Origin of the sequence: Paenibacillus sp. FSL E2-0201 (genome assembly GCF_037963325.1) — a bacterium.
Taxonomy (GTDB): domain Bacteria; phylum Bacillota; class Bacilli; order Paenibacillales; family Paenibacillaceae; genus Paenibacillus_AQ.
On sequence record NZ_CP150154.1, the window covers coordinates 1,527,014 to 1,547,532 of the forward strand.

General features: G+C 45.1%; 18 protein-coding genes and 1 tRNA gene. 11 read left to right on the top strand and 8 right to left on the bottom strand.

All coding sequences use genetic code 11. From position 1 onward, the window contains the following. The first annotated feature begins 163 nt into the window (after positions 1-163). From NSU15_RS06875 to NSU15_RS06885, 3 genes are all read left to right on the top strand, one after another. Positions 164-1,123 (top strand): aldolase catalytic domain-containing protein, encoded by a 960-nt coding sequence (locus NSU15_RS06875; protein ID WP_170880320.1) that lies wholly within the window; start codon positions 164-166, stop codon positions 1,121-1,123. Between the two features lie 329 nt (positions 1,124-1,452). Further along, the gene (locus NSU15_RS06880) at positions 1,453-3,579 is read left to right on the top strand and encodes an EAL domain-containing protein (protein ID WP_339289707.1); all 2,127 of its coding nucleotides are present in this window, start codon (positions 1,453-1,455) and stop codon (positions 3,577-3,579) included. A 166-nt stretch (positions 3,580-3,745) separates the two neighbouring features. Beyond that, a tRNA-Gly gene (locus tag NSU15_RS06885) sits at positions 3,746-3,819 on the top strand. 154 nt (positions 3,820-3,973) lie between these two features. Here NSU15_RS06885 and NSU15_RS06890 read toward each other — a convergent pair. Next, a protein-coding gene (locus NSU15_RS06890; protein WP_339287325.1) for an IS3 family transposase occupies positions 3,974-5,118 on the bottom strand; the annotation gives its coding sequence in 2 pieces (ribosomal slippage) (positions 3,974-4,830 and positions 4,830-5,118; 1,146 coding nt in all). Between the two features lie 134 nt (positions 5,119-5,252). After that, positions 5,253-6,608 (bottom strand): dipeptidase, encoded by a 1,356-nt coding sequence (locus tag NSU15_RS06895; protein ID WP_339289708.1) that lies wholly within the window; start codon positions 6,606-6,608, stop codon positions 5,253-5,255. A gap of 305 nt (positions 6,609-6,913) precedes the next feature. On the opposite strand from NSU15_RS06895, the gene NSU15_RS06900 reads away from it, so the two are divergent. The 4 genes from NSU15_RS06900 to NSU15_RS06915 all read left to right on the top strand — a co-directional run bounded on the left by NSU15_RS06900 (position 6,914) and on the right by NSU15_RS06915 (position 9,314). Continuing rightward, positions 6,914-7,309, top strand: a complete 396-nt coding sequence (locus tag NSU15_RS06900) for a helix-turn-helix domain-containing protein (RefSeq protein WP_339289709.1) — start codon at positions 6,914-6,916, stop codon at positions 7,307-7,309. A gap of 42 nt (positions 7,310-7,351) precedes the next feature. Further along, positions 7,352-8,305: an RNA methyltransferase gene (locus NSU15_RS06905; protein WP_339289710.1), complete on the top strand. Its 954-nt coding sequence runs from the start codon at positions 7,352-7,354 to the stop codon at positions 8,303-8,305. Between the two features lie 32 nt (positions 8,306-8,337). After that, a complete protein-coding gene (locus NSU15_RS06910; RefSeq protein ID WP_339289711.1) occupies positions 8,338-8,955 on the top strand; it encodes an NUDIX hydrolase in 618 nt (205 codons plus the stop codon). Positions 8,956-9,161: 206 nt separating this feature from the next. Then, positions 9,162-9,314, top strand: a complete 153-nt coding sequence (locus NSU15_RS06915; RefSeq protein WP_170880319.1) for a hypothetical protein — start codon at positions 9,162-9,164, stop codon at positions 9,312-9,314. Positions 9,315-9,415: 101 nt separating this feature from the next. Here NSU15_RS06915 and NSU15_RS06920 read toward each other — a convergent pair whose 3' ends face one another. The 3 genes from NSU15_RS06920 to NSU15_RS06930 form a co-directional block, all read right to left on the bottom strand. After that, positions 9,416-9,886: an ASCH domain-containing protein gene (locus NSU15_RS06920; RefSeq protein WP_339289712.1), complete on the bottom strand. Its 471-nt coding sequence runs from the start codon at positions 9,884-9,886 to the stop codon at positions 9,416-9,418. A gap of 26 nt (positions 9,887-9,912) precedes the next feature. Further along, complete coding sequence (locus NSU15_RS06925) at positions 9,913-11,877, bottom strand: ABC-F family ATP-binding cassette domain-containing protein (protein WP_339289713.1); 1,965 nt, start codon at positions 11,875-11,877, stop codon at positions 9,913-9,915. Positions 11,878-11,999: 122 nt separating this feature from the next. Further along, complete coding sequence (locus NSU15_RS06930) at positions 12,000-12,167, bottom strand: hypothetical protein (protein WP_156114741.1); 168 nt, start codon at positions 12,165-12,167, stop codon at positions 12,000-12,002. A gap of 180 nt (positions 12,168-12,347) precedes the next feature. Here NSU15_RS06930 and NSU15_RS06935 point away from each other — a divergent pair, with 180 nt between their 5' ends. Beyond that, entirely contained in the window at positions 12,348-12,725 is a 378-nt protein-coding gene (locus tag NSU15_RS06935) for a PH domain-containing protein (RefSeq protein WP_042125154.1), read from the top strand. Positions 12,726-12,730: 5 nt separating this feature from the next. On the opposite strand, the gene NSU15_RS06940 is transcribed toward NSU15_RS06935, so the two are convergent. Then, positions 12,731-13,270, bottom strand: coding sequence for a chromate transporter (locus NSU15_RS06940; RefSeq protein WP_339289714.1), 540 nt, complete (start codon positions 13,268-13,270; stop codon positions 12,731-12,733). Continuing rightward, positions 13,270-13,848, bottom strand: coding sequence for a chromate transporter (locus NSU15_RS06945; protein WP_339289715.1), 579 nt, complete (start codon positions 13,846-13,848; stop codon positions 13,270-13,272). The genes NSU15_RS06940 and NSU15_RS06945 overlap by 1 nt, the downstream gene beginning before the upstream one ends. 207 nt (positions 13,849-14,055) lie before the next feature. On the opposite strand from NSU15_RS06945, the gene ggt reads away from it, so the two are divergent. Next, positions 14,056-15,633 (top strand): gamma-glutamyltransferase, encoded by a 1,578-nt coding sequence (gene ggt, locus NSU15_RS06950; protein ID WP_339289716.1) that lies wholly within the window; start codon positions 14,056-14,058, stop codon positions 15,631-15,633. 478 nt (positions 15,634-16,111) lie between these two features. Further along, the gene (locus NSU15_RS06955) at positions 16,112-17,506 is read left to right on the top strand and encodes an amidase family protein (RefSeq protein WP_339289717.1); all 1,395 of its coding nucleotides are present in this window, start codon (positions 16,112-16,114) and stop codon (positions 17,504-17,506) included. An 802-nt stretch (positions 17,507-18,308) separates the two neighbouring features. Here NSU15_RS06955 and NSU15_RS06960 read toward each other — a convergent pair. After that, on the bottom strand, positions 18,309-18,692 hold the full coding sequence (locus NSU15_RS06960; RefSeq protein ID WP_339289718.1) for a RidA family protein: 384 nt from the start codon (positions 18,690-18,692) through the stop codon (positions 18,309-18,311). Between the two features lie 240 nt (positions 18,693-18,932). Between NSU15_RS06960 and NSU15_RS06965 the strand changes: the two genes are divergently transcribed. Next, positions 18,933-20,507 carry a PucR family transcriptional regulator gene (locus NSU15_RS06965; protein ID WP_339289719.1) on the top strand — a complete coding sequence of 525 codons (1,575 nt, stop codon included), beginning with the start codon at positions 18,933-18,935 and terminating at the stop codon, positions 20,505-20,507. Positions 20,508-20,519: the final 12 nt, after the last annotated feature.

Consider the following 20,519-nt stretch of genomic DNA (forward strand, 5'->3'; position numbering starts at 1 on the left):
ACTATGTGGTAACACTTCAATGAGTTTAGACGAAATATCCTTTACAACTTATTCTTCATTAAAGTATGATTGAACGATATAAATTGCATAGTAAAGCTATGCTAGCGGTTATAATGATTGCAATAGCGGTTACGATGATTGCAGGAATTGAAGGGAGATAATTATGAAGACTAATCAATGTAAGATTGTTGACTGCACCATTCGCGATGGGGGGCTAGTTAACAACTGGGATTTCAGCGTGGAATTTGTGCAAAATCTGTATGCCGGCTTGAATGAGGCTGGTGTTGACTATATGGAAATCGGTTATAAAAACTCCCCTAAACTGCTCAAAGGAGCAGAAGGTGCCGGACCGTGGCGTTTTCTGAACGATGATTTCTTACGTAAAGTTATCCCGCAAAAGGGACATACCAAGCTTTCTGCTTTGGTTGATATCGGTCGTGTAGATGAGAATGATATTTTACCTCGCAGCGAAAGTATGCTGGATCTGATTCGTGTGGCTTGTTACAGCAAAGATGTGGAGAAAGCCTTGCAGCTGGTACAAACTTTCCATGATCTAGGCTATGAGACAACGATCAATATTATGGCTTTGTCTAATGTAATGGAGAATGAATTATTAGAAGCTTTCGAAATGATTCGTGAGAGCGTAGTTGATGTAGTATACATTGTGGATTCATACGGTAGTCTAGATCATAATGATATCAACTATTTGGTTGAGAAGTTCAAAACTCATCTGCCTAACAAACGCCTGGGCGTACATACCCACAATAATCTTCAACTGGCGTTCTCTAATACGTTGATTGCTGCTGAGAAAGGTGTCGAGCTGCTGGACGCTTCCTGTTATGGAATGGGACGTGCTGCCGGAAACTGTCCTACAGAGTTGCTAGTGACTCATTTGAAGAATACTCGTTACACTTTGCGTCCTGTAATTGATATCATTGAACGCCTGATGATTCCTTTGCGTGAAAAAGAAGAGTGGGGCTATATCATTCCTTACATGATCACTGGAACGCTTGATGAGCATCCGCGTTCGGCTATGGCGCTACGCGCATCAGCGGATAAGGATAAAGCGGTTGATTTCTATGATAAGCTTACGACACCAGAAGTTAACTTCGGAGATAAATAAACCTGTTGTTCAGAAGCACTGAACCCGTTCATTGGGGGAAGTGCTTTTTTTTTATTGAATAAAAATTCTATAAGTTTCTCTAATTAAATTATTCTTATAATTTTTCGCTAAATTGCGGACCGTCCCTATAAGGAAGTTGGAGGCATTAATGCTTGCCTGCTAGAAGAAAATGGTTTATATTTATGCAAGATTTATGAATAATCGTTATGAAAATACTACCTCACAAAAGAAATGTAACTTTAAAGACCGATCTAGCCGATATTTATACATAGGACAAGACTATACATAGTTGCTTATTAATAGACATCATTTTCAGACGCGAGGGACTTATGAGACAAGAAGAGAAAAAGACAATTCAAGCGGCTATTATAGGAGCCTTACTGTTCCTATTCATTCAAATTTTCCATACATCGCTAAACCGATTGGACAATTGGGATATTATTTCTGCACTCTACCTCATTGTCGGCTGTTGTACTGTTGCTTTTGGGTTTGCGATATTTGCACAGGGCTGGTTGTTCTTCTCTAGCAGATTATCTAAAGGAAGATTATATGTCGCTGCTCTTTTTGGCGGAATATGTATTATTGATTTCTTGCATACACTCGGTTTTGTAGCATTTCCATTGATATCATCATTTATTACCCCTGAGGAGTCAAGGTGGCTACTTACCTTTTCACGTCTATCCAGCGGGCTAGGCATATTGTTCATTTTTAGTAGAGAAGATAAACCTGTGACCGTCACAGAAAAAAGAAATGTATTCAGAATCGCCTTCATGTTGATTATGCTCTTTATCGCATTATTTATATTTATCCACTCGGCAGTGCCGGAGTTGTTTACTAAGCCTTGGATGAGTACGATTAAACAATTCGTTGATCTGGGGGTACTGTTTGTTTACTTGGCGAGTGTCGCTGTCATTGTATTTCCTGGCAATAATGAAAAGTCAGCCTCGATGCTTGTTATTATTCGGGCACTGATTTTTTTCTCTCTAGGCCAGGCGTTTTTTATGACTCCCATAAGTGGAGGGAATATTGATGATCTCTTTGGGATGTTATGTAGCGGAGTTGCATATTACCAGTTGCTTACCGGTGTGTATCGACTGACGATTGAAGAGCCATTTTACGAGAAGCAGTTGGCTGAAGAACGGATCAATTACTTGGCTTATCATGATGATTTAACAGGACTTCCAAATAGACGTCGGCTGACACAGCGTGTTGAAGAAATGATTGATGCTGGAGAGCCAGACACTAGTGATCAATTCTCAGCTTTGGCCATTATGAATATTAATCATTTTAAGAATATAAATGACTCTCTTGGTCATTATGCCGGAGATCTATTATTAAAATTGGTGTCTGAGCGGCTTGGTAATGAGGCTAGACCCAGTGAAGAGCTGTATAGTATGGGGGCAGATGAGTTTGCTTTTCTGATGACCGATAGAGCAAGTCTTGGAGAATGTTTGGCAAGGGCTGCAGAGTTGCTTAGATTATTTGAAGCCCCCGTTAATATAGACTCTGGTGAGTACCACATCTCGCTCAGTTTAGGGATGAGTATTTATCCTGGTGACGGGGAAACGGCTGAACATCTAATTCAAAATGCGGATACTGCGGTTCATAATGCGAAGGAACAGGGAGTAGAGATTCGTCGTTATATCCCAGCCATGCAGATGAAGGCAAAGGAACGTTTGAAGCTTGAAAATGATCTTCGAAGAGCGCTTGAGCGTGATGAGTTCTATCTCGTATATCAGCCAAAGGTGCAGTTGGAGACGGAAGAGATTGTAGGAATGGAAGCATTATTGCGTTGGAATCATCCCAAGCGTGGTATTGTCTCACCTAATGAGTTTATTCCATTGGCTGAGGATAGTGGGCTGATTGTTCCGATTGGGGAATGGGTCCTTAAGACGGCTTGTCTTCAAAATAAACAGTGGCAGTTAGCTGGTTACCAACCGATATGCGTCTCCATCAACTTATCTATGCGTCAATTTCTTCAACCGAACCTAGCAGGCAAGATTCATTCCATTTTGACCGATATTGGATTAGATCCATGTTATGTCGATCTTGAAATTACAGAGAGTATGACTTTGGACAAAGAAACGGCTTTTGATCAGCTGAAGCGTTTGAAAGATCTTGGTGTATTTATTAGCATCGATGATTTTGGAACAGGCTATAGCTCATTGCATTATTTGAAGAATATGCCGATTGACAGGCTGAAGATAGACAGATCGTTTGTCTCCGAGGTTATGGAGGATAGTAATAATGCGGCTATAGTCTCCACGATTACTTCTATGGCGCATCATTTGAAGCTTAAGGTTACAGCAGAAGGGGTGGAGAACAAGGAGCAATTGCAGTTTTTGCGCGAGCAGCATTGCCATGAAGCTCAAGGCTTTTTGTTCAGTAAACCTATTCACGCTGCTGAATTTGAGACATCTTTTTTGAAAAAGGCTTCCCTCGGTGCTTCCTTGTAAAATATAAGAAAGTATAAGATTCACACCATACTCTATGTCTTATATTTCTAGCTAAACGCCTTTCGGCGTCCTTATAAGGACGCCGAAAGGCGTTTATGCTTGAACAAAAAAATGTTGATTTTTATTTATGGGGGTGATACAATATCTCTTGTACTCACTTTCTAATGCGGGTGTAGTTCAATGGTAGAACTTCAGCCTTCCAAGCTGATAGCGTGGGTTCGATTCCCATCACCCGCTCCATAATTTAAACTTCCAAATCCTTGCGATGCAAGGATTTTTTTATGTTTTGGCAGTTGGTTTTATTATGCATTGCGCTTAGATTATCAAAAAGCCAGGCTCCTCAACGAGGGACTGACCCCCGTTTGTGAGACAGGGATCAAAACACCTTACAAGTTTAAGTAGCCAGTCGCCGGAAATCCATCGGTGACTGGTTATTTAGTTTCGCTTGAATTCGAAATGAGTTATAGTAAATGATGTAGTCTCGAATGGTCTCTACAACGATTGCAGTCGTTGTAGATGTGAGATCTTCGAGGTAGAACGTTTCAGACTTTAGGGTGGAATGAAACGATTCAATGGGGGCATTATCAGCGGGCGTTCCTTTACGGGACATGCTCATGGTAATGCCTTTTCCTTTTACAGCTTCCTGGTACGCAAAGGACGTATACACGCTGCCCTGGTCGCTATGCAGCAACATCTTTTCCTGCTTTGGAAGTTGATTTAACGTATCCAACACCAAAGAGGTATCTTGTTTATCTGCTATACTGTAAGCCACAATCTCACCATTGTACAAGTCTAGAATGCTGGAGAAGTACAACATCTTCCCGCCAAATGGCAAATAGGTAATGTCCGTGACGAGTTTTTGCAGAGGTGCTTCTGCATGAAACTGTCGCTTGAGCAGATTTTCAAAGGAGTGTACAGATTGCCCAGTCACCTTTCGTTTTTTCATCCTCACGCGGCACTGAAGCCCCTCACACTGCATGATCCGCTGGACTCGCTTGTGATTTATACTCTGCTCTATCCGAAGGAGCGCCGTGATTTTCCGGTACCCGTAGCGGAATTTATGACGGATGCAAAGCTCCCGGATTTTCTCCACCACTTTGTCTGTATGCTTTGTCCCCACAGCTGCTTTCCAGCGGTAGTAAGTCGTTCTTGCGATTCCGAGCCATCTACAAGCCTCAGACACCGTCACTTCGTTTCGAATGGATTCGATCCAGGCAATAACGGCCTCTGGTTCCACCTCCTCTCCAACTCCTCGTACTTTTTTAGCAGTTCTAATTGTTGTTTTAAGAATCGGTTCTCTGCCTTTACTCTTTCGAGCTCCGAAGAGTCCTCCGGACCTTTTCCATAGCTGTACTGTTTACCCACCGGCTGCTGCAAACGATGCCGTTCACCATTTCGATTCCATCTCATCCATGTCTTTAGCTGTGTCTTATTCCGTATTCCGAGCTGCTCCATAACCTCTTTCACAGGTACGCCTGCTAATCTCATTTCTATAGCTTTCATCTTTATTTCCACGGGATAACTTACTCTGGTTGCCAATGCAAAAACACCTCCAAGATGATCTCCTTATCTTACGACAAGGTTCCATTCTTTTGAAGGTGTTTTGATTTGTCTCACGTTATGGGGTCAGTCCCACGAAGAGAAGCCTGGCTTTTTATATACTATCTTTTCACTTAAACAGTTTTCAAGAACTCAACAATGGTGAGCAGTCCCTTATCAAAGTTCTCAAGGTTGAAATGCTCATCCGGTGCATGCAGGTTCTCATCATCAAGACCAAAGCCCATCAGGACCACGGGTGCTTCAAGTACACGGGCGAAGCTTTCCATGATCGGAATGGAGCCACCGTCTTTGGTGAAGAGGGCGCGGGTTCCGTATACTTTTCCGTAAGCGTCTGCTGCTGTTTGCAGAATAGGGTTCGATGGATCGATGTTAAAGGCACGCGCCTTCTCCATTTGCTTCACATGCACTTTCGCTCCGGTTTGAATATTAGCCTTCAGATGCGCTTCAACGGCATCAAGAATATGCTGTGGGTCCTGATCGCCAACGAGACGGCAGGTAATCTTCGCATGTGCTTCTTTTGGAATAACCGTCTTGCTACCTTCGCCTTGGAAACCGCCATAGACGCCGTTAAGCTCAAGTGTAGGGCGAGCACCAATACGTTCTACAAAGGAGTAACCTTCTTCGCCGTATAATGCATCGAGTCCAAGTCCTTCGCGGATTTTCTCTTCATTCACGCCTTGCTTCACAAATTCTTCACGTAGCATAGGTGAAAGTTCAGGTACACCATCATAGAAGCCTTTTACAGAAACACGACCTTTGTCGCCATGAAGAGAGCTGAGCAAGGACACGAGAGCATGTAGTGCATTCGGAACACCGCCGCCGTAAGATCCGGAGTGAAGGTCTGTAAGAGCTGTAGTCACGCTCACTTCAAGTGATCCTAGGCCGCGCAGTCCGGTGCAAATTGCAGGACGACCGCGTTCGAGCAGGGATGTATCGGAGACCAGCACCGCATCCGCAGCCAGCTTTTCTTTATTAGTTTCCAGGAATGGAGGCAGATTTACGCTGCCGATTTCTTCTTCACCTTCGATACAGAGCTTGATGTTAACAGGAAGAGTACCTTCCTGTTTCAGGATCGCTTCAATTGCTTTGAGGTGAATGAATACTTGTCCTTTGTCATCCGTTGCTCCGCGTGCATATAGCTTGCCCTCACGGATTTCTGGTTCGAATGGAGGTGTGGTCCACAGGTTTAGTGGATCTACTGGCTGCACATCGTAGTGGCCGTATACAAGAATGGTTGGCTTACCCGGAGCATGAAGATAATCAGCATATATGACGGGATGTCCCGCTGTCGGATGAAGTTCAATGTTCTCAAGTCCGGCTTTCTTTAGTGTGTCCGTCAGCCAATGGGCTGCAGCTAGTACATCGTCCTTATGCTCAGACAAGGCAGAAATACTTGGAATCTTGAGCCATTGTTTTAGTTCTTCGAGATGTTCATCCCGGTGCGTTGAAAAATACGTTTCGTATGACATAGTGGGTATGTACCTCCTTAAGTTTTGCTGCGCAAAACCGGCTTCGTAAGCGCCTGGGCATGAGCTTCATCGCCATGCGTGACCGTCTTGTTTAGCATTCTATAGGAATCATTATACTGGAGAACTCATTATGGATCAAAAGCGATTAGAAAGACGTCTTATCTGGTCTTCGTGACCGGAGCTTTTTTTCGTAATTAATAGTTCTTTTCCGGTTGTTGATTACTAACAGTAACCATGATAAGCTGGATGAGCTTAAGGGACAAGAAGGTCTATTACATCCTTAAGTTACATGGAGGTAACTACAGTTGGAACATTCAATGGACGAACCCATTCGCTTAATGCCAACGCTGGAGGATTGCTCCATCACCCGCCAAATTCTGGACAGGGTTGGGGACAAATGGAGTGTGCTCATTGTTGTGAATTTGGGTGCAAAGGCACTGCGGTTTAAAGAACTGCAGCGGCGTTGTAGTGGTATATCACAACGGATGCTGACCCAGACGCTCCGTCATTTAGAACGAGACGGTATAGTTTGGCGTAAAGTCACGCCTACGGTACCTTTGACTGTTGAATACGGTCTAACAAGACTAGGAGAGTCCCTGCTAGATCCTCTAACTTCCATAGTGGAATGGGTCAATAGGAACAATGCTGAAATCGCTAAGGCGCGTATTGGTTATGATCGTCAGCACGAAACGCAGGAGTAGCAAGCTAACATTACAATTTACTGGGATAGAGGATGGATTATTTTGCTAAAGAAAAGTGAAAAAAACACATTTATATATACGTATACCTGTTCAGAGGACGAGTTATCACTATGTCAGATGGAGCTCCGTTGTCTTTTTGGAGAGGAAGTACCTTCTTCAATCTTTAAGAGTGAGGTAGAAGTGGATGTAAGCCGCAGTCCCTTCATTAAAGAGCGAATTGATGTCATGTACGAGGGAGAAAGCTTGCCTGAGATTTATGATCAGACGGAGCAGGTGGAGCTTGGGGGTAAGACGTTTAAGGTTATTTTTGTAAAGACCAATGATCTGACTCCTGCGGACAAAATAGAATATGATGAGCGTAGAGTGATCGAAAGAGAAATCGGGCTGCGTATTGAAGGAGAGGCGGATGTAAACCGCCCTGAGTTGGTATACGGTATTGTTACGCTGGGCGGTCGCTGGTACTTTGGATCTTATCATAAGAACAAGGCCACCTGGTTCCGTCAGATGAAGAAGCCGCGCAGCTACTCTATTGCGCTTAGTACACGAGTGGCCAGAGCAGCGGTCAATATAGCCGTTCCGAACCCGGAAGGTGTGCGAGCAATTGATCCTTGCTGCGGCATCGGAACCGTGATGGTAGAAGCGCTGTCGATGGGAATCAATATGGTCGGACGTGACATTAACCCTCAGATCGCGATCGGTGCCAGAACGAATATTGCCCATTTTGGATTCACTAGTGAGGTAACGCTTGGGGATATTGCTGACATTACTGAACATTACGATGTAGCTATTGTAGATATGCCTTATAATCTATATTCTAGTATTACACCTGAGGAACAGTTTGCTATTTTAGTGAATGCTCGCCGGATTGCTGACCGTGTGGTGATCGTTGCGATTGAACCGATGGATGAGATGATCACGGAAGCTGGATTTACGATTATAGACCGTTGTGAAGCTAAAAAGGGTTTGTTCTCCCGTCATTTAATGCTTTGCCAGTAATCCTAATGTAGGTATTTAAAAGGGGTGTAGCAATGGAGCAGAAATGGTTAACCTGGGCAAAAGAAATACAGGCCATCGCACAGACTGGTCTAACTTACGCTAAAGATGTCTATGATATAGAACGGTATCAAGCTTTGCGGGAGCTAAGTGTGGATATCCTCGCTAATTATACGTTCGAAAGCAAGGAGAGAATAAGACTCTCCTTTGCTAGTGAGGGTGGCTATGCTACTCCGAAAGTAGATATCCGCGGTGTTGTTTTTCAGGAAGACAGAATTCTGCTTGTCCGCGAGAAATTGGATGGAAAGTGGGCGCTTCCTGGAGGCTGGGGGGATATAGGGCTGTCACCGAGTGAGGTCGTTGTTAAGGAAATTGGGGAAGAATCAGGGTTTGAAGCGGAAGCGATTCGCTTGCTGGCTGTTCTGGATAAAAAATTTCATAACCACCCTCCGGAGCCGTATCACGTGTACAAGTTTTTTATTTTGTGCAGAATTGTGGGCGGCGAGGCGATGCAAGGAGTGGAGACGAGTGAAGTATCCTTTTTTGCTGAAGATGAACTGCCTGAGCTCTCAGTTGAGCGGAATACAGAGGTGCAGATTCGCATGATGTTTGAATATTTACGAAATCCAGAAAAAGTAGTAATATTGGACTAAGAACCTACATATTATATATGACTTCCGTAAAGTGTTGTTTTTAATGATTTAAATGTTGGGTAATAACTATTATGTAAGCACTTACAATGTTGGGCCGCTGAGCCTTTCCTTTATATCTAAAAAAGTTCAATATTCTAAGTTTTTTGGGTCGAGCGGTCTACATTTTTTCCTCTACTGTGACGATAAGAATTTTAGGAGGGGATCGCATGGAACAAGAAAAGTTGAGCATTCCATTAAAACAGGAAAATGTGGTGCGTCCTGCAGAGGGCAATATTGCCACTGGGCTGGTTTGGGGTATCTTAATCAGCATTCCATTATGGATCTCTGTGATTGGCTGGATTCTGGGGTTTTGGCACTGAGCCATATTCTAATAATTATCTAACTCTAATAGTTGTATAGTATACATCAAAGGCGGTCTCTTCGTAACTGAAGAGGCCGCCTTTTTAGTTTCCTGAGTTTCTTAGGATTTCGTATATACTAGTCTAAAGTTCTCGCAAACGACCTTCATCTTTGAATCAAAAGGCTTCTTCAGAAATGCTAAGGATTCTCTGGTGAAAAACTTCTCATGCTCATAGCGCCACGACTCCAACGTTCTGTCATCTTCGCCTTCGCTATAGGCAAAGTCAGCGCCAACCTCATCAAAGGGCGTAATTTGTACTGCTGTCGTAACGATTACTGCTTGCGGATGGCCGCGGCCATCCAACAGAATACTATGTCGTCCAATTTCCGGTAAGGTCTCGTCATCGCAGACTTCATAAACCTCATAGTTTGAAGCGGTTCCTGTCTTAATCCCGCGGATGACCAGATCCAGCAGTTCATCGGCCATTTGAGGACTGTCGCCAAAGGCCCAAGCCTCGTAGCTATTCGCTGCTTGTGGATGAAGCTGGGTGTATTCTTCCCAAAAAAGCTTAATCTTCGTTTCGTTACTCATATTCGTATCTCCTTGTTTAATAAACGTTAGTGTCCAGCTGTTTCCATCCAACCCGCATAAAGATCATCCAATTGCTCTTGCACTACATCGCGTTCTTTCTGCAGCTCGGTGAGTTCTGCCGCATTGCTACTGATCTGTGGATCTAGCATTTTGGCATCGATTTCCCCAAGCTGCTCCTCAGCCTCTGCTATAGCCTTTTCCCAATCGAAGAGGTTGCTCTTCTTGCGGGAACTTGATGAGTTAGTCGTAGTCCCATTCACGGACCCGTTAGATGGAGACTTGCCGGAGCGTGAAAAGGCTCCTTCTGAAGAGGAAGGCTTAGGCTGCTCAGGAATAGAGGCGGGTGCTGCCAATACCTGTTCAGCTTGCTTCTCTTTGTAATACTCATAGTTACCGTTGAAGACTCCAAATCGTCCACTTTCAATGGACCAGAGCTTATGGAACAGACGATTAATGAAATAGCGGTCATGCGATACGGCCAGTACTGTACCCGGAAATTCCTCTAAGGCTTCCTCTAGCGCCTCACGGGAGTCGATATCTAGATGGTTTGTTGGTTCATCTAAAATCAACAGGTTTGGTTTGCGATGCATCAACACAGCGAAACGTAGGCGGGTCCATTCTCCTCCAGACAGATTCGTGATGTCTTTGAACACATCGGCACCATAGAACAGGAAACGTGCAAGCTGTCCGCGAGCTTCACCTTCCTCTAGTCCGGCCTCTTCACGGAAGTAGCGGAGTACAGATTGTTTGTTATTGTCAGGGACAGCCTCTTGCGCAAGGTAACCGACAACAGTTCTTGAACCCAGTGTACAGCTTCCGGTGTCAGGCGTTTCCTGACCTAATATAATTCTTAGAAGTGTACTTTTCCCTGCCCCGTTACCACCAATAAGCGCTGTAGTCTCTCCGTAGCGAAGCACTTCGTTTGCGTCAGTAAACAGGCTTCGTGCTCCATAGGCTTTACCGATATCCTCCAGAATGACGACCTGGTTCCCGGAGCGATCGTTTTGCTGCAGCTGCAAATCCATCGATTTTCGCTCTAGAATAGGACGTTTAACCTTCACCATACGATCCAGTGCTTTTTGCATGGAAGCTGCTCTCCGATAAAAGGCAGGGTTAGGAGGCGTCCCGCGATTCCCGAATTCGATGAGGCGTTTGATGCTCTCCTGCATTTGTTTTATTTTTTTCTGCTGTTCTTGATAATTAGCGAATTGTTGAAGCAGGCGTGTTTCCTTCTCTACTTGATAGCCGCTGTAGTTGGTATGGAAGGTAAAAGCCTCGCCATCCTCAATCTCGATCACTTTCTTGACTACAGCATCGAGGAAGTAACGATCATGGGAAATGGCTAACACTGTACCGTCATAGCTCTGTAAGTACTGCTCTAACCACTCAATGGCGTTCATGTCTAGATGATTGGTTGGCTCATCGAGTAGAAGTACATCAGGTCTACGCAGCAGCAGTTCTGCGAGTCCGACTTTAGTTTTCTCGCCGCCAGAAAGTGAGGAGAAGAGTCGGCTATATTGCCCAGTTCCGATTCCTAGACCAGTGGCAACCCGCTGAATAGTGGATTCAATTTCGTAGCCTCCTGCGGTCTCAAATTTATCCTGAAGACTACCGTATTCTTTCAGTAGTCGATTCCATTGTGTTTCATCCGTTCCGGTATTGAAGGTGGACATTTCAAGCTCCAGCTCTCGCAGGCGTTGTTGCCACTGCAGAGGCTCAGCAAAACTGCGTTGTAGAACCTCATGTACAGTTTCTTTTTCGTTAAACTCTTGAATTTGAGCCAGCGTACCCACTACGCTGCCTTTGCGAATTGAGATTTGCCCTTGATCGGGGCGCTCTTCACCATTCAGTAAGTGGAAAAGCGTAGTTTTACCACAGCCGTTGCGGCCGATTAGGCCGATTTTTTCCCCTTGGCGGATATCGAAGGTGATGCTATTCAGTACTAGCTGTGCACCGTGGTATTTTTGAACATTTTGGCATTGAATAATCATATATATTCTCCTTTAAGAATGCCCTTTGCACCGCCAGAACCCTAAATCGAAACTGGTATTCTGTAAAAAAACCATAAAAAAAGACCGTAGGGAAATTTCCCCACGGCCTTATCATTCTCCGGTTAACTGATCCGTCCGGGTGATGGCAGGAAAGGCATTTCACAATTGTGTAGTGTTATTAAATTCATGGAAATGGACAGACTTCTCCCGTTATCGCCATTTACATGAGCAATGCCAGCTATCGCTTTAGGTAGCCGACTCATAACACTGTTGGTCCAATTGTGATCCATTCCTTCCACACCCCTTTCTTAACAAATTTAATGACAGTGTAAACAATAATCGGAAATTTAGCAAGTAAAAAGATGGCAGAGAGGGGGCTTACACTGCATAGAATATAAATCGTGGAATAATATGGTTCTATGTGGGGGAGATAATCCACTGAAATTTAACAGATGAAAAGGGGGAGCTAAATGGCGCTTTTTGACGGATTGATGGGGAATGCATCGCAAGTGAATCTGGCAGAAGTACAGCGGGAATACGCACAAATTCTTGCCCCTCAAGAGAAAATTGAACGAGCCTACAAGCTGATTAGAGATATGTTTATTTTTACGGACAAACGATTGATTCTAGTGGATAAACAGGGACTGACGGGCAAAAAGACGGATTATCATTCCATTCCTTACAAAAGCATCTCGCATTATTCCGTGGAGACGGCAGGACACTTTGATCTGGATGCGGAGTTATGTATCTATATATCCAGCAGCGCTGTGCCGCTCAAGAAGACCTTTAACAAATCCGTAAATATTTATGAGGTACAGGCGGTGTTGTCCCAGTATATTTTGAAATAGATTCGTTAGACAGTGTAGCGCAGTACCAGACCACCATAGGCAAAAGCGGCTAAGATGACTAACGCAGGATGCAGCTTAAGCCGCTTTATGGCAAAGAATGCGATTACGGCAATGAGCAGTGTTTGCCAGATTCCGATAGAGTCTGCAGGACCTTTCGCCATTGTCCAAGTGAGCACAGCCATCATAACAGCAATGACCGGTTGAACAAGCAATGTCATCCCTTTCACTACGGGGGATTGCTTGTATTTTTGCATGACCTCTAACAGGATAATAAGCGCTGCTGCGGAGGGGAGTACGGTCGCTAATAATGCCAGAATTAGTCCAATCCAGCTGTAGACATCATAGCCAACATAAGCTGCGATTTTGGTAGCAATCGGGCCAGGTAAGGCGTTGCCTAGTGCAAGCATGTTGGAGAATTGTTCATCGGTTAGCCAGCCGTAATGGGGAACGATTTCTTGATACATCAGCGGAATAGAGGAAGGACCGCCGCCATAACCAAGCAGATTAGCCATGAAAAATCCGTATATGAGCTCTAACCAGTCCATCAGCTTGATCCTCCTTGTTGTTTCTTCGCAATGATCCGGTAATGAAATGCTCCGTAACCAAGGAAAAGTACAATTACGATAGCTGGATGTATTTTAAATATTTGTAACAGGAGTAATGCGAGTAGGGTGAAGGCTATGCTGAGAAATTTCCCTAGCCCTTTATAGGCTTTTTGCGCAAACTCATATGCCATTATTCCTAACATGACAGCGATGACAGGGGATACCCCCGCGATCATTCCAGCGACTACCTTCGAGCCACTTAAATAATTTACAGCAGACAACAGGAAGATCATGGCCATGCAGCTAGGTAAAATATGTGCCAGTACCGAAAGAATAGCCCCTTTAACTCCTCGAAGTTTATACCCGAGATAGGCCGCCATTTTGGTGGCAATAGGTCCGGGTAGTGCGTTGGCAATCGCCAATGTCTCTCCGAATTCATCATCACTTAGCCAAGTGTAGCGAGTTACCGCATCATGCCGGATCAATGGAATCACGGAAGGTCCTCCTCCATAGCCAACAATTCCAGTTCTGAACATGGCGATAGCTAATTGTACATAGTCGTTATGGATGAATATCACATGAGACCTCCCCTTGTTTTTAGAGCTCATTTTATACAATTCATATGTGTGAAGCTACGAGGTTGACTAGCGATTAACTAATCTTTGTGCATGGGACACAAAAAGAGGATGGTTATTTTGCGGTTTGGCGTAATCGATTGACAAGGGTTTTTTATGTAATGTTAAATGACATTAATTAAGCGAGAAGTTTATAGGGAGATGGGGAACATGGCGGAGAAACCCGTAATAGGCACAAAAACGATGGTCGTCAGCCCCCATTATTTAGCTTCGGCTGCGGGTGCGCGCGTGTTGGAAAAAGGGGGGAATGCCTATGATGCGGCAGTGGCGATTAGTGCGACGTTGGCCGTAGTCTACCCACATATGACAGGGCTTGGCGGGGATTCGTTCTGGTTGACCTATAACAAGCAGGAGGCTTGTGTTCGGGCTTATAACGGAAGTGGACGGTCGGGTTACGGAGTTCGCAGAAGTTGCTTTACTGGCGAGAATGCCATTCCTAGGCGAGGGATTCGTAGTGCCATCACCGTGCCGGGGATGGTGGATAGCTGGGATGCTATGCTGAGTAAGTATGGCCGTTTAACGCTAGCGGAGGTGCTGGAGCCAGCCATCGGCTATGCTCAGGGCGGGTTTCCGATGTCGCCGGATCAGCGGAATAATACTCTGCTTGCTGGAGCGGCATTGTCGGCAGAGGCATCTGCGATTTACATGCCGGGCGGAGGGGTTGTATCTGCTGGGTCGAGATTTCAGCAGACACAACTGGCTGTAACACTGCGGACGCTGGCTGCGGATGGACGGGATGCTTTTTATAAGGGAAAGATCGCTGAAGATATATGTGATTATATGCTGGCAGCTGGGGGTTATCTCACACGGGATGACTTTGCGGATCATCAGGGGGATTGGGTCGAGCCGATTCATACGGAATATCACGGGCATACGGTGTATCAAGTGCCGCCAAATTCACAAGGATTTACGGGATTGATGAGTCTTAATTTATTGGAGTATTTTAATTTCGGAGAAATCGAGCATGGCTCTTATGAATATTATCACCTGCTTGTTGAGGCGCTTAAGCTGAGTTTTCGCGATCGGGATAGAGTGCTTACAGATCCTGATTTCAGTGCTATTCCTTTGGTGCGGCTGCTGGATAAGAACTATGCAGGGCAACTGGCCTCTACGATCTCGATGCAAAAAGCGGCACAGCTGACAAGTCAGCCCATCGGGAGTGATACTGCATATGCTGCGGTTGTGGACGAGGAGGGGAATGCGGTCTCTTTTATACAAAGTCTGTATTTTGAGTTTGGCTCCGGTGTGGTAGCTGGGAATACCGGGATTCTGCTGCAGAATCGGGGTTCATTTTTCTCGCTTGATCCGAGTCATATCAATACACTTGAGCCGCATAAGCGCAGCTTCCACACCCTGATGCCAGCCATGGCCTGCCGAGAGGGCAAACCAGCGATTTTGTATGGTACACAAGGGGGCGAAGGTCAGCCTCAGACTCAAACGCTGCTCCTTACAAGAATGCTGCATTATGGAATGAATCCTCAGACGGCTATAAGTGAACCGCGTTTTGTATGGGGGAGAACCTGGGGGGAGCTTACGCAGGAGCTGAAGGTGGAGGGACGGGTAGCAGATGACGTGCTGGCAGGTCTGGCGGGAGCCGGTCATATAGTCCGGAAACTGGACGCATATGACGGGATCGTGGGTCATGCCCACGCAATTTCGATAGATGACAATGGATATCGTAGTGGAGGGACGGACCCGCGCTGCGATGGCGCGGCGATTGGTTGGTAGGGTGGGATGAGAGTAGCTAGAGTTCGGGATGGAGGTAGGACATAGGCTGGAGAGTGAAAGGGATGGGAGAAAGCTTTGTGCGTTTGGATGTAGGTTCTCAGAGGGGGAGTTAAAGGTATTTTTCTAAAGACTTGAACTGAAGATTTGAATTAAAGATTCAATTTAAAGATCCGTACTAAGCCTTCGACCTACGCCCTAGAGCCAAGTCTTAAGCTAGACGTTAAGCCAAACCTTACTTATCTCGTACGCCTAATTTCGTCCTCCTGTTATTTCGGAGAAAGGGTTTACTGAAAAGTTTCTTGGATAAGTAGCATAAGAGATCTTAATTTAGCGTCACGAAAAGTTTTTAGACTAAATGATTAAGAATTTAGAAGTGTTGATTAGAGAGGTATGAATGAGAGTTTAGGAGAGGTGACTAAGATCAGAGATGGGATGTTTAAGATTTTATAAGGAATGGTGACGGGAGGAGGATGGAGCTATGGTTCTGGATAATCGGTATGGTGCGTTTATAGATCCCGAACTAACAGTCGGGAATTTAGGAAACGGGATATTGGACGGACTTACCTTTGCGGTGAAGGATGTATATGCGGTGGCTGGACATTGTTCTAGCGCAGGCAACCCAGATTGGCTGCGGAGCCACAATCCGCCTTCAGAACATGCGGCAGTAGTGCGTCAGCTGCTTCAATCGGGAGCGACGCTTCAAGGAGCAACTCATACGGATGAGCTAATGTACAGTCTGGGTGGTGAGAACCATCATTATGGAACGCCGATAAATCCAAGTGCTGCAGGTTGTATCCCAGGTGGTTCTTCTAGTGGATCGGCAGTAGCGGTAGCCTCTGGCAGTGTTGATTTTGCACTTGGAACAGACACAGGTGGTTCTATTCGCGTCCCTTCTGCTTATTGCGGCGTATATGGCTTTCGACCGACGCATGGTGCTGTGGATTTAGAAGGTGTGATTCCATTGTCGCCGGAATTTGATACGGTAGGTTGGATGGCTGACCGTATCGATGTACTCCAGAAGGTTGGGGAGGTTTTGCTTGGTACCGGGAGCATGGTTGAAGAAGAAACGAGAAGCATGGAGGAACAGGGAAATCTAGAGAAGAGTATAGATATGAGTTTAGAAACTAGGGTAGAGAAAAATTTAGAGAGTATAGAGATGAGTTTAGAAACTAGGATAGAGAAAAATTTAGAGAGTATAGAAAATGGTGCGGAAAAAAAGGTGAAGAAGGGACTGGAGAGTAATTCACAGAAGGCTAAAGTGGAAAGTTTACAAGAAAAAATGAAAACATTATTTGTTGCTACGGACTGTTGGGAGTTGGTCGCTCCAAAGGATGTGGATATTCTAACAGATGGACTGAACCACTTACGAAACGGTGCCTATCATACCCTCGATACTATAATAGCTCCCGAAGGTTTGAAGATCTGGATGGATATTTTTCGAGAGCTGCAAGGTAGTGAAATATGGGCAACGCATAGCGCCTGGATTGAGAAGGTAAAACCAGTCTTTGGGCCTGATATTGCAGCGCGGTTCTCTTGGGCTGCCAGTTTAGCGGGCAAGGACCATAGTATCGCTCAGAATAAGCGTAAGGAAATTTCTGCCCAATTACGCGATCTGATGGGAGAAGATAATTGTCTTGTGATTCCGACAGTACCTGGTCCAGCGCCACTGCGTGGAGGGGATTTGAGTCAATTGGAGGAGAATCGTAGTGGGGCGATGATGTTGAGCTGTATAGCTGGACTGGCAGGCCTGCCACAAGTGACATTACCCATGCGCTCAACAAATGGGGCACCGTTGGGATTGTCCGTTATCGCAGGACATGGTCAGGATCATCGGTTACTCACATGGGTGAAGGAGGTGTGGCGGCGGTCTTGAGATAATGGTTCTTAATGGTTCTTGATGGTTTTGAGATGATAGGTGAAATTGGTTTTGAAAACAAAAGATCTCAACGTGACGAAGTGGGTTCAATAACGGTGCGTTAGAGTAAAAAGAAAAATACAGCGCCCAAATGTTGGCATAAGACTAGCGGTTTAGTAAATACCTCCATGTGATGAAAAAGAACGGTATAAATTTCGTAGAATGCAGGAAATTGACTCATGTAGATAAACTGAACGGCCAAAATGCCTCAGGACTTCGGAATTCCGGCGATATCAGCGGAAAGAGGTGTAAAAATCCACCAGAATGCAGGAGTTCCGGCGCTATAGCCTGAAAGAGGTGTATAAATGCACCAGAATGCAGGAATTCCGGCGATATAGCCGGAAAGAGGTGTATAAATGCACCAGAAAGCAGGAAATCCGGCGATATAACCGGAAAGAGGTGTATAAATGCACCAGAATGCAGGGAAAACGGCGATATAGCCGGAAAGAGGTGTATAAATGCACCAGAATGCAGGGAAAACGGCGATATAGCCGGAAAGAGGTGTATAAATGCACCAGAATGCAGGAAAACCGGCGATATAGTCTGAAAGAGGTGTATAAATGCACCAGAATGCAGGAAAAAAACCGGAGATATAACCTGAAAGGGGTGTATAAATGCACCAGAATGCAGAAATTCAGGAAATATCATATTTTATTCTGAAAAACAACAAAGCACCTTCCTTAAAGAAGATGCCTCATGCTCCGTGCCCCGTGCCTCGTGCCCCGTGCCCCGTGCCTCGTGCCCATGCCCCGTACGAAATCTATTCTACGAATGCTTCGACTTCTGTTTCTACTAGCAGTAGTGGATCGATGAGTGCCTTTACCTCAACCATGGTTGCTACAGGCTGAATGTCTTTGAAGAATTCGCCGTGTGCTTTGCCGACCTCTTCCCAGCGGGAAATGTCTGTCACGAACATTCTTGTTCTTATCACATGCGACAAATCAGCATCTAGCTGGTTTAGCGCTTTTTCGATGGTGTGTAGAATGAATTTCGTCTGCGCATAAGGATCTCCTACACCGACCACTTCCCCGTCTTGCATAGCGGTTGTTCCTGCGACTTCGATACGATTGCCGATTCGAATGGCGCGAGAATAGCCAACTACCGACTCCCAGGTTGAACCTGTAAACACTTGCTTTTTACTCAAAAGATCTCCTCCGAATCCATCGTGTATTTAGTCCGATCTAATTATACTACCTGCACAAGTGATGTGAACTAAAGACAAATAATTAATCAGTGATGCAACCATATGTTAAGTTTATTTACATAATAAACATATAAATTTAATTTTTCTCTATTCAATCAGGTTCATTTTAATTATAATGTTACATAAAATAACATTAAAAGATCAGGAATGGTTTGATTGATCCTAAAAAGGAGGGATGGCATGCATCTTACGGTTGAAGAAGCGTTGTCCATTTATCCTTTGTCCGAGGCGAAGCTTATTGCGGGGTCCAAGGGGAAGCATCGAATTGTGAAGTCGATAAATGTGATGGATGCACCCGATATTTCGGACTGGATCAAAGAAGGTGAAATGCTGCTTACGACAGCCTATTTAATTAAGGACAATCTGGAGGATGCCTCTGCTTTGCTGCAGACATTGAATCGCAGGGGATCTTCGGCCTTGGGTATTAAGTTGGGGCGATTTTGGGATGAGGTACCGGTGCAATTGATTGCTGAAGCGGAGAGTCTTAACTTCCCTTTAATCCAGTTACCGTTTCAGTTCACTTTTTCGGATCAGATGAATGGTCTGTTCCGCGCCGAGCTTAGCCGCAGTACTCATGTTCTGCAGAGCATTATGGAGAAGCAGAAAAAGCTGATGCAATTCGCTTTGCGGTCCGTCCGTAGCCGTCAGTTGTTTGATTCAGTGTCTGAAGTAATTGGCCATTCACTTGTGGTGGTTAGCGCACGCGGGGATGTGATCTACAACAACTCAGAATATCAGCCCTCACAGCTACTGGAAGGGTGGCCATGGCAGAAACGGAATCATCGCTTTCGTGTAGAAAATCAGACGGGTTATCGTACTCCACTAATGCAAGGAGAAAAGTGCTCCGGATATCTATTGTATTGTTCCATCGATCCTTTATTGCTTCCTGTGGAAGAGAGCTTATTTGTTCAGGGTGCTGAACTTATTTCATATCATATTCATTCAGGCTACGAGGATTATTTCGAACAGTCGGAACACAGGGAGTTTAGTAGATTACTTAGGCGTTGCTTGAGTGGGCATTTAACCTACACGGATCTAGCCCAGGCTGCGCTCAGCTTGGAGATTGAACTGCTTCTGTCGCCGTTTCGGCTGATATTAACCGATACTGCTGCAACCGGTGAGGAACGCCAGAGTGAGCTGCTTAGATTAAAAGAAGAATACAACGAGCACCCTGTGCTGAGGGAATTAAAGGGAATTCATGTGATCGTTGATCAAGGATTATTGTCCATCTATCCGGGAGATCGTCAGAGTCCTGAACAATTTCAGGAGCTAGTCCAAGCTTGTTTTGACAATCTGAAGTTTGATAAGGGGTATTATCCTCGTGCTGCGATTAGTAGTTGTAAAACGAAGGCGGATGGGCTGAGGGAAGCTTTTGCAGAGGTGAAGGAATGCATGGGAGTGCTTCAGCACGGGGGCGTACATGGAAGTGTTGTGCATTATCGGCAGCTTGAGCTTACCCTGCTTCTCGGGCAAATCCCGACAGAAGTTATGGAGAAATATTGCAACGGAACCCTTAGGGGACTGCTCAGCCGCGAGCCGGAGTATGTCAGAGAAATGCTGCGGACGCTGGAGGTTTATCTAGAGAACGATGGTCATGTCAATGAGACGGCTAAAAAGCTGTTTATTCATCGGAACACAGCCACCTACCGGATCGAGAAGCTTAGTGAGCTACTGGATGTCGATTTTAAAAAAATAAATGATCTAATGAGGCTTAAGCTAGTGTTCATGTTTCGGAGGATGCTTGGGCGGGACTGAGGTATGGGTTGA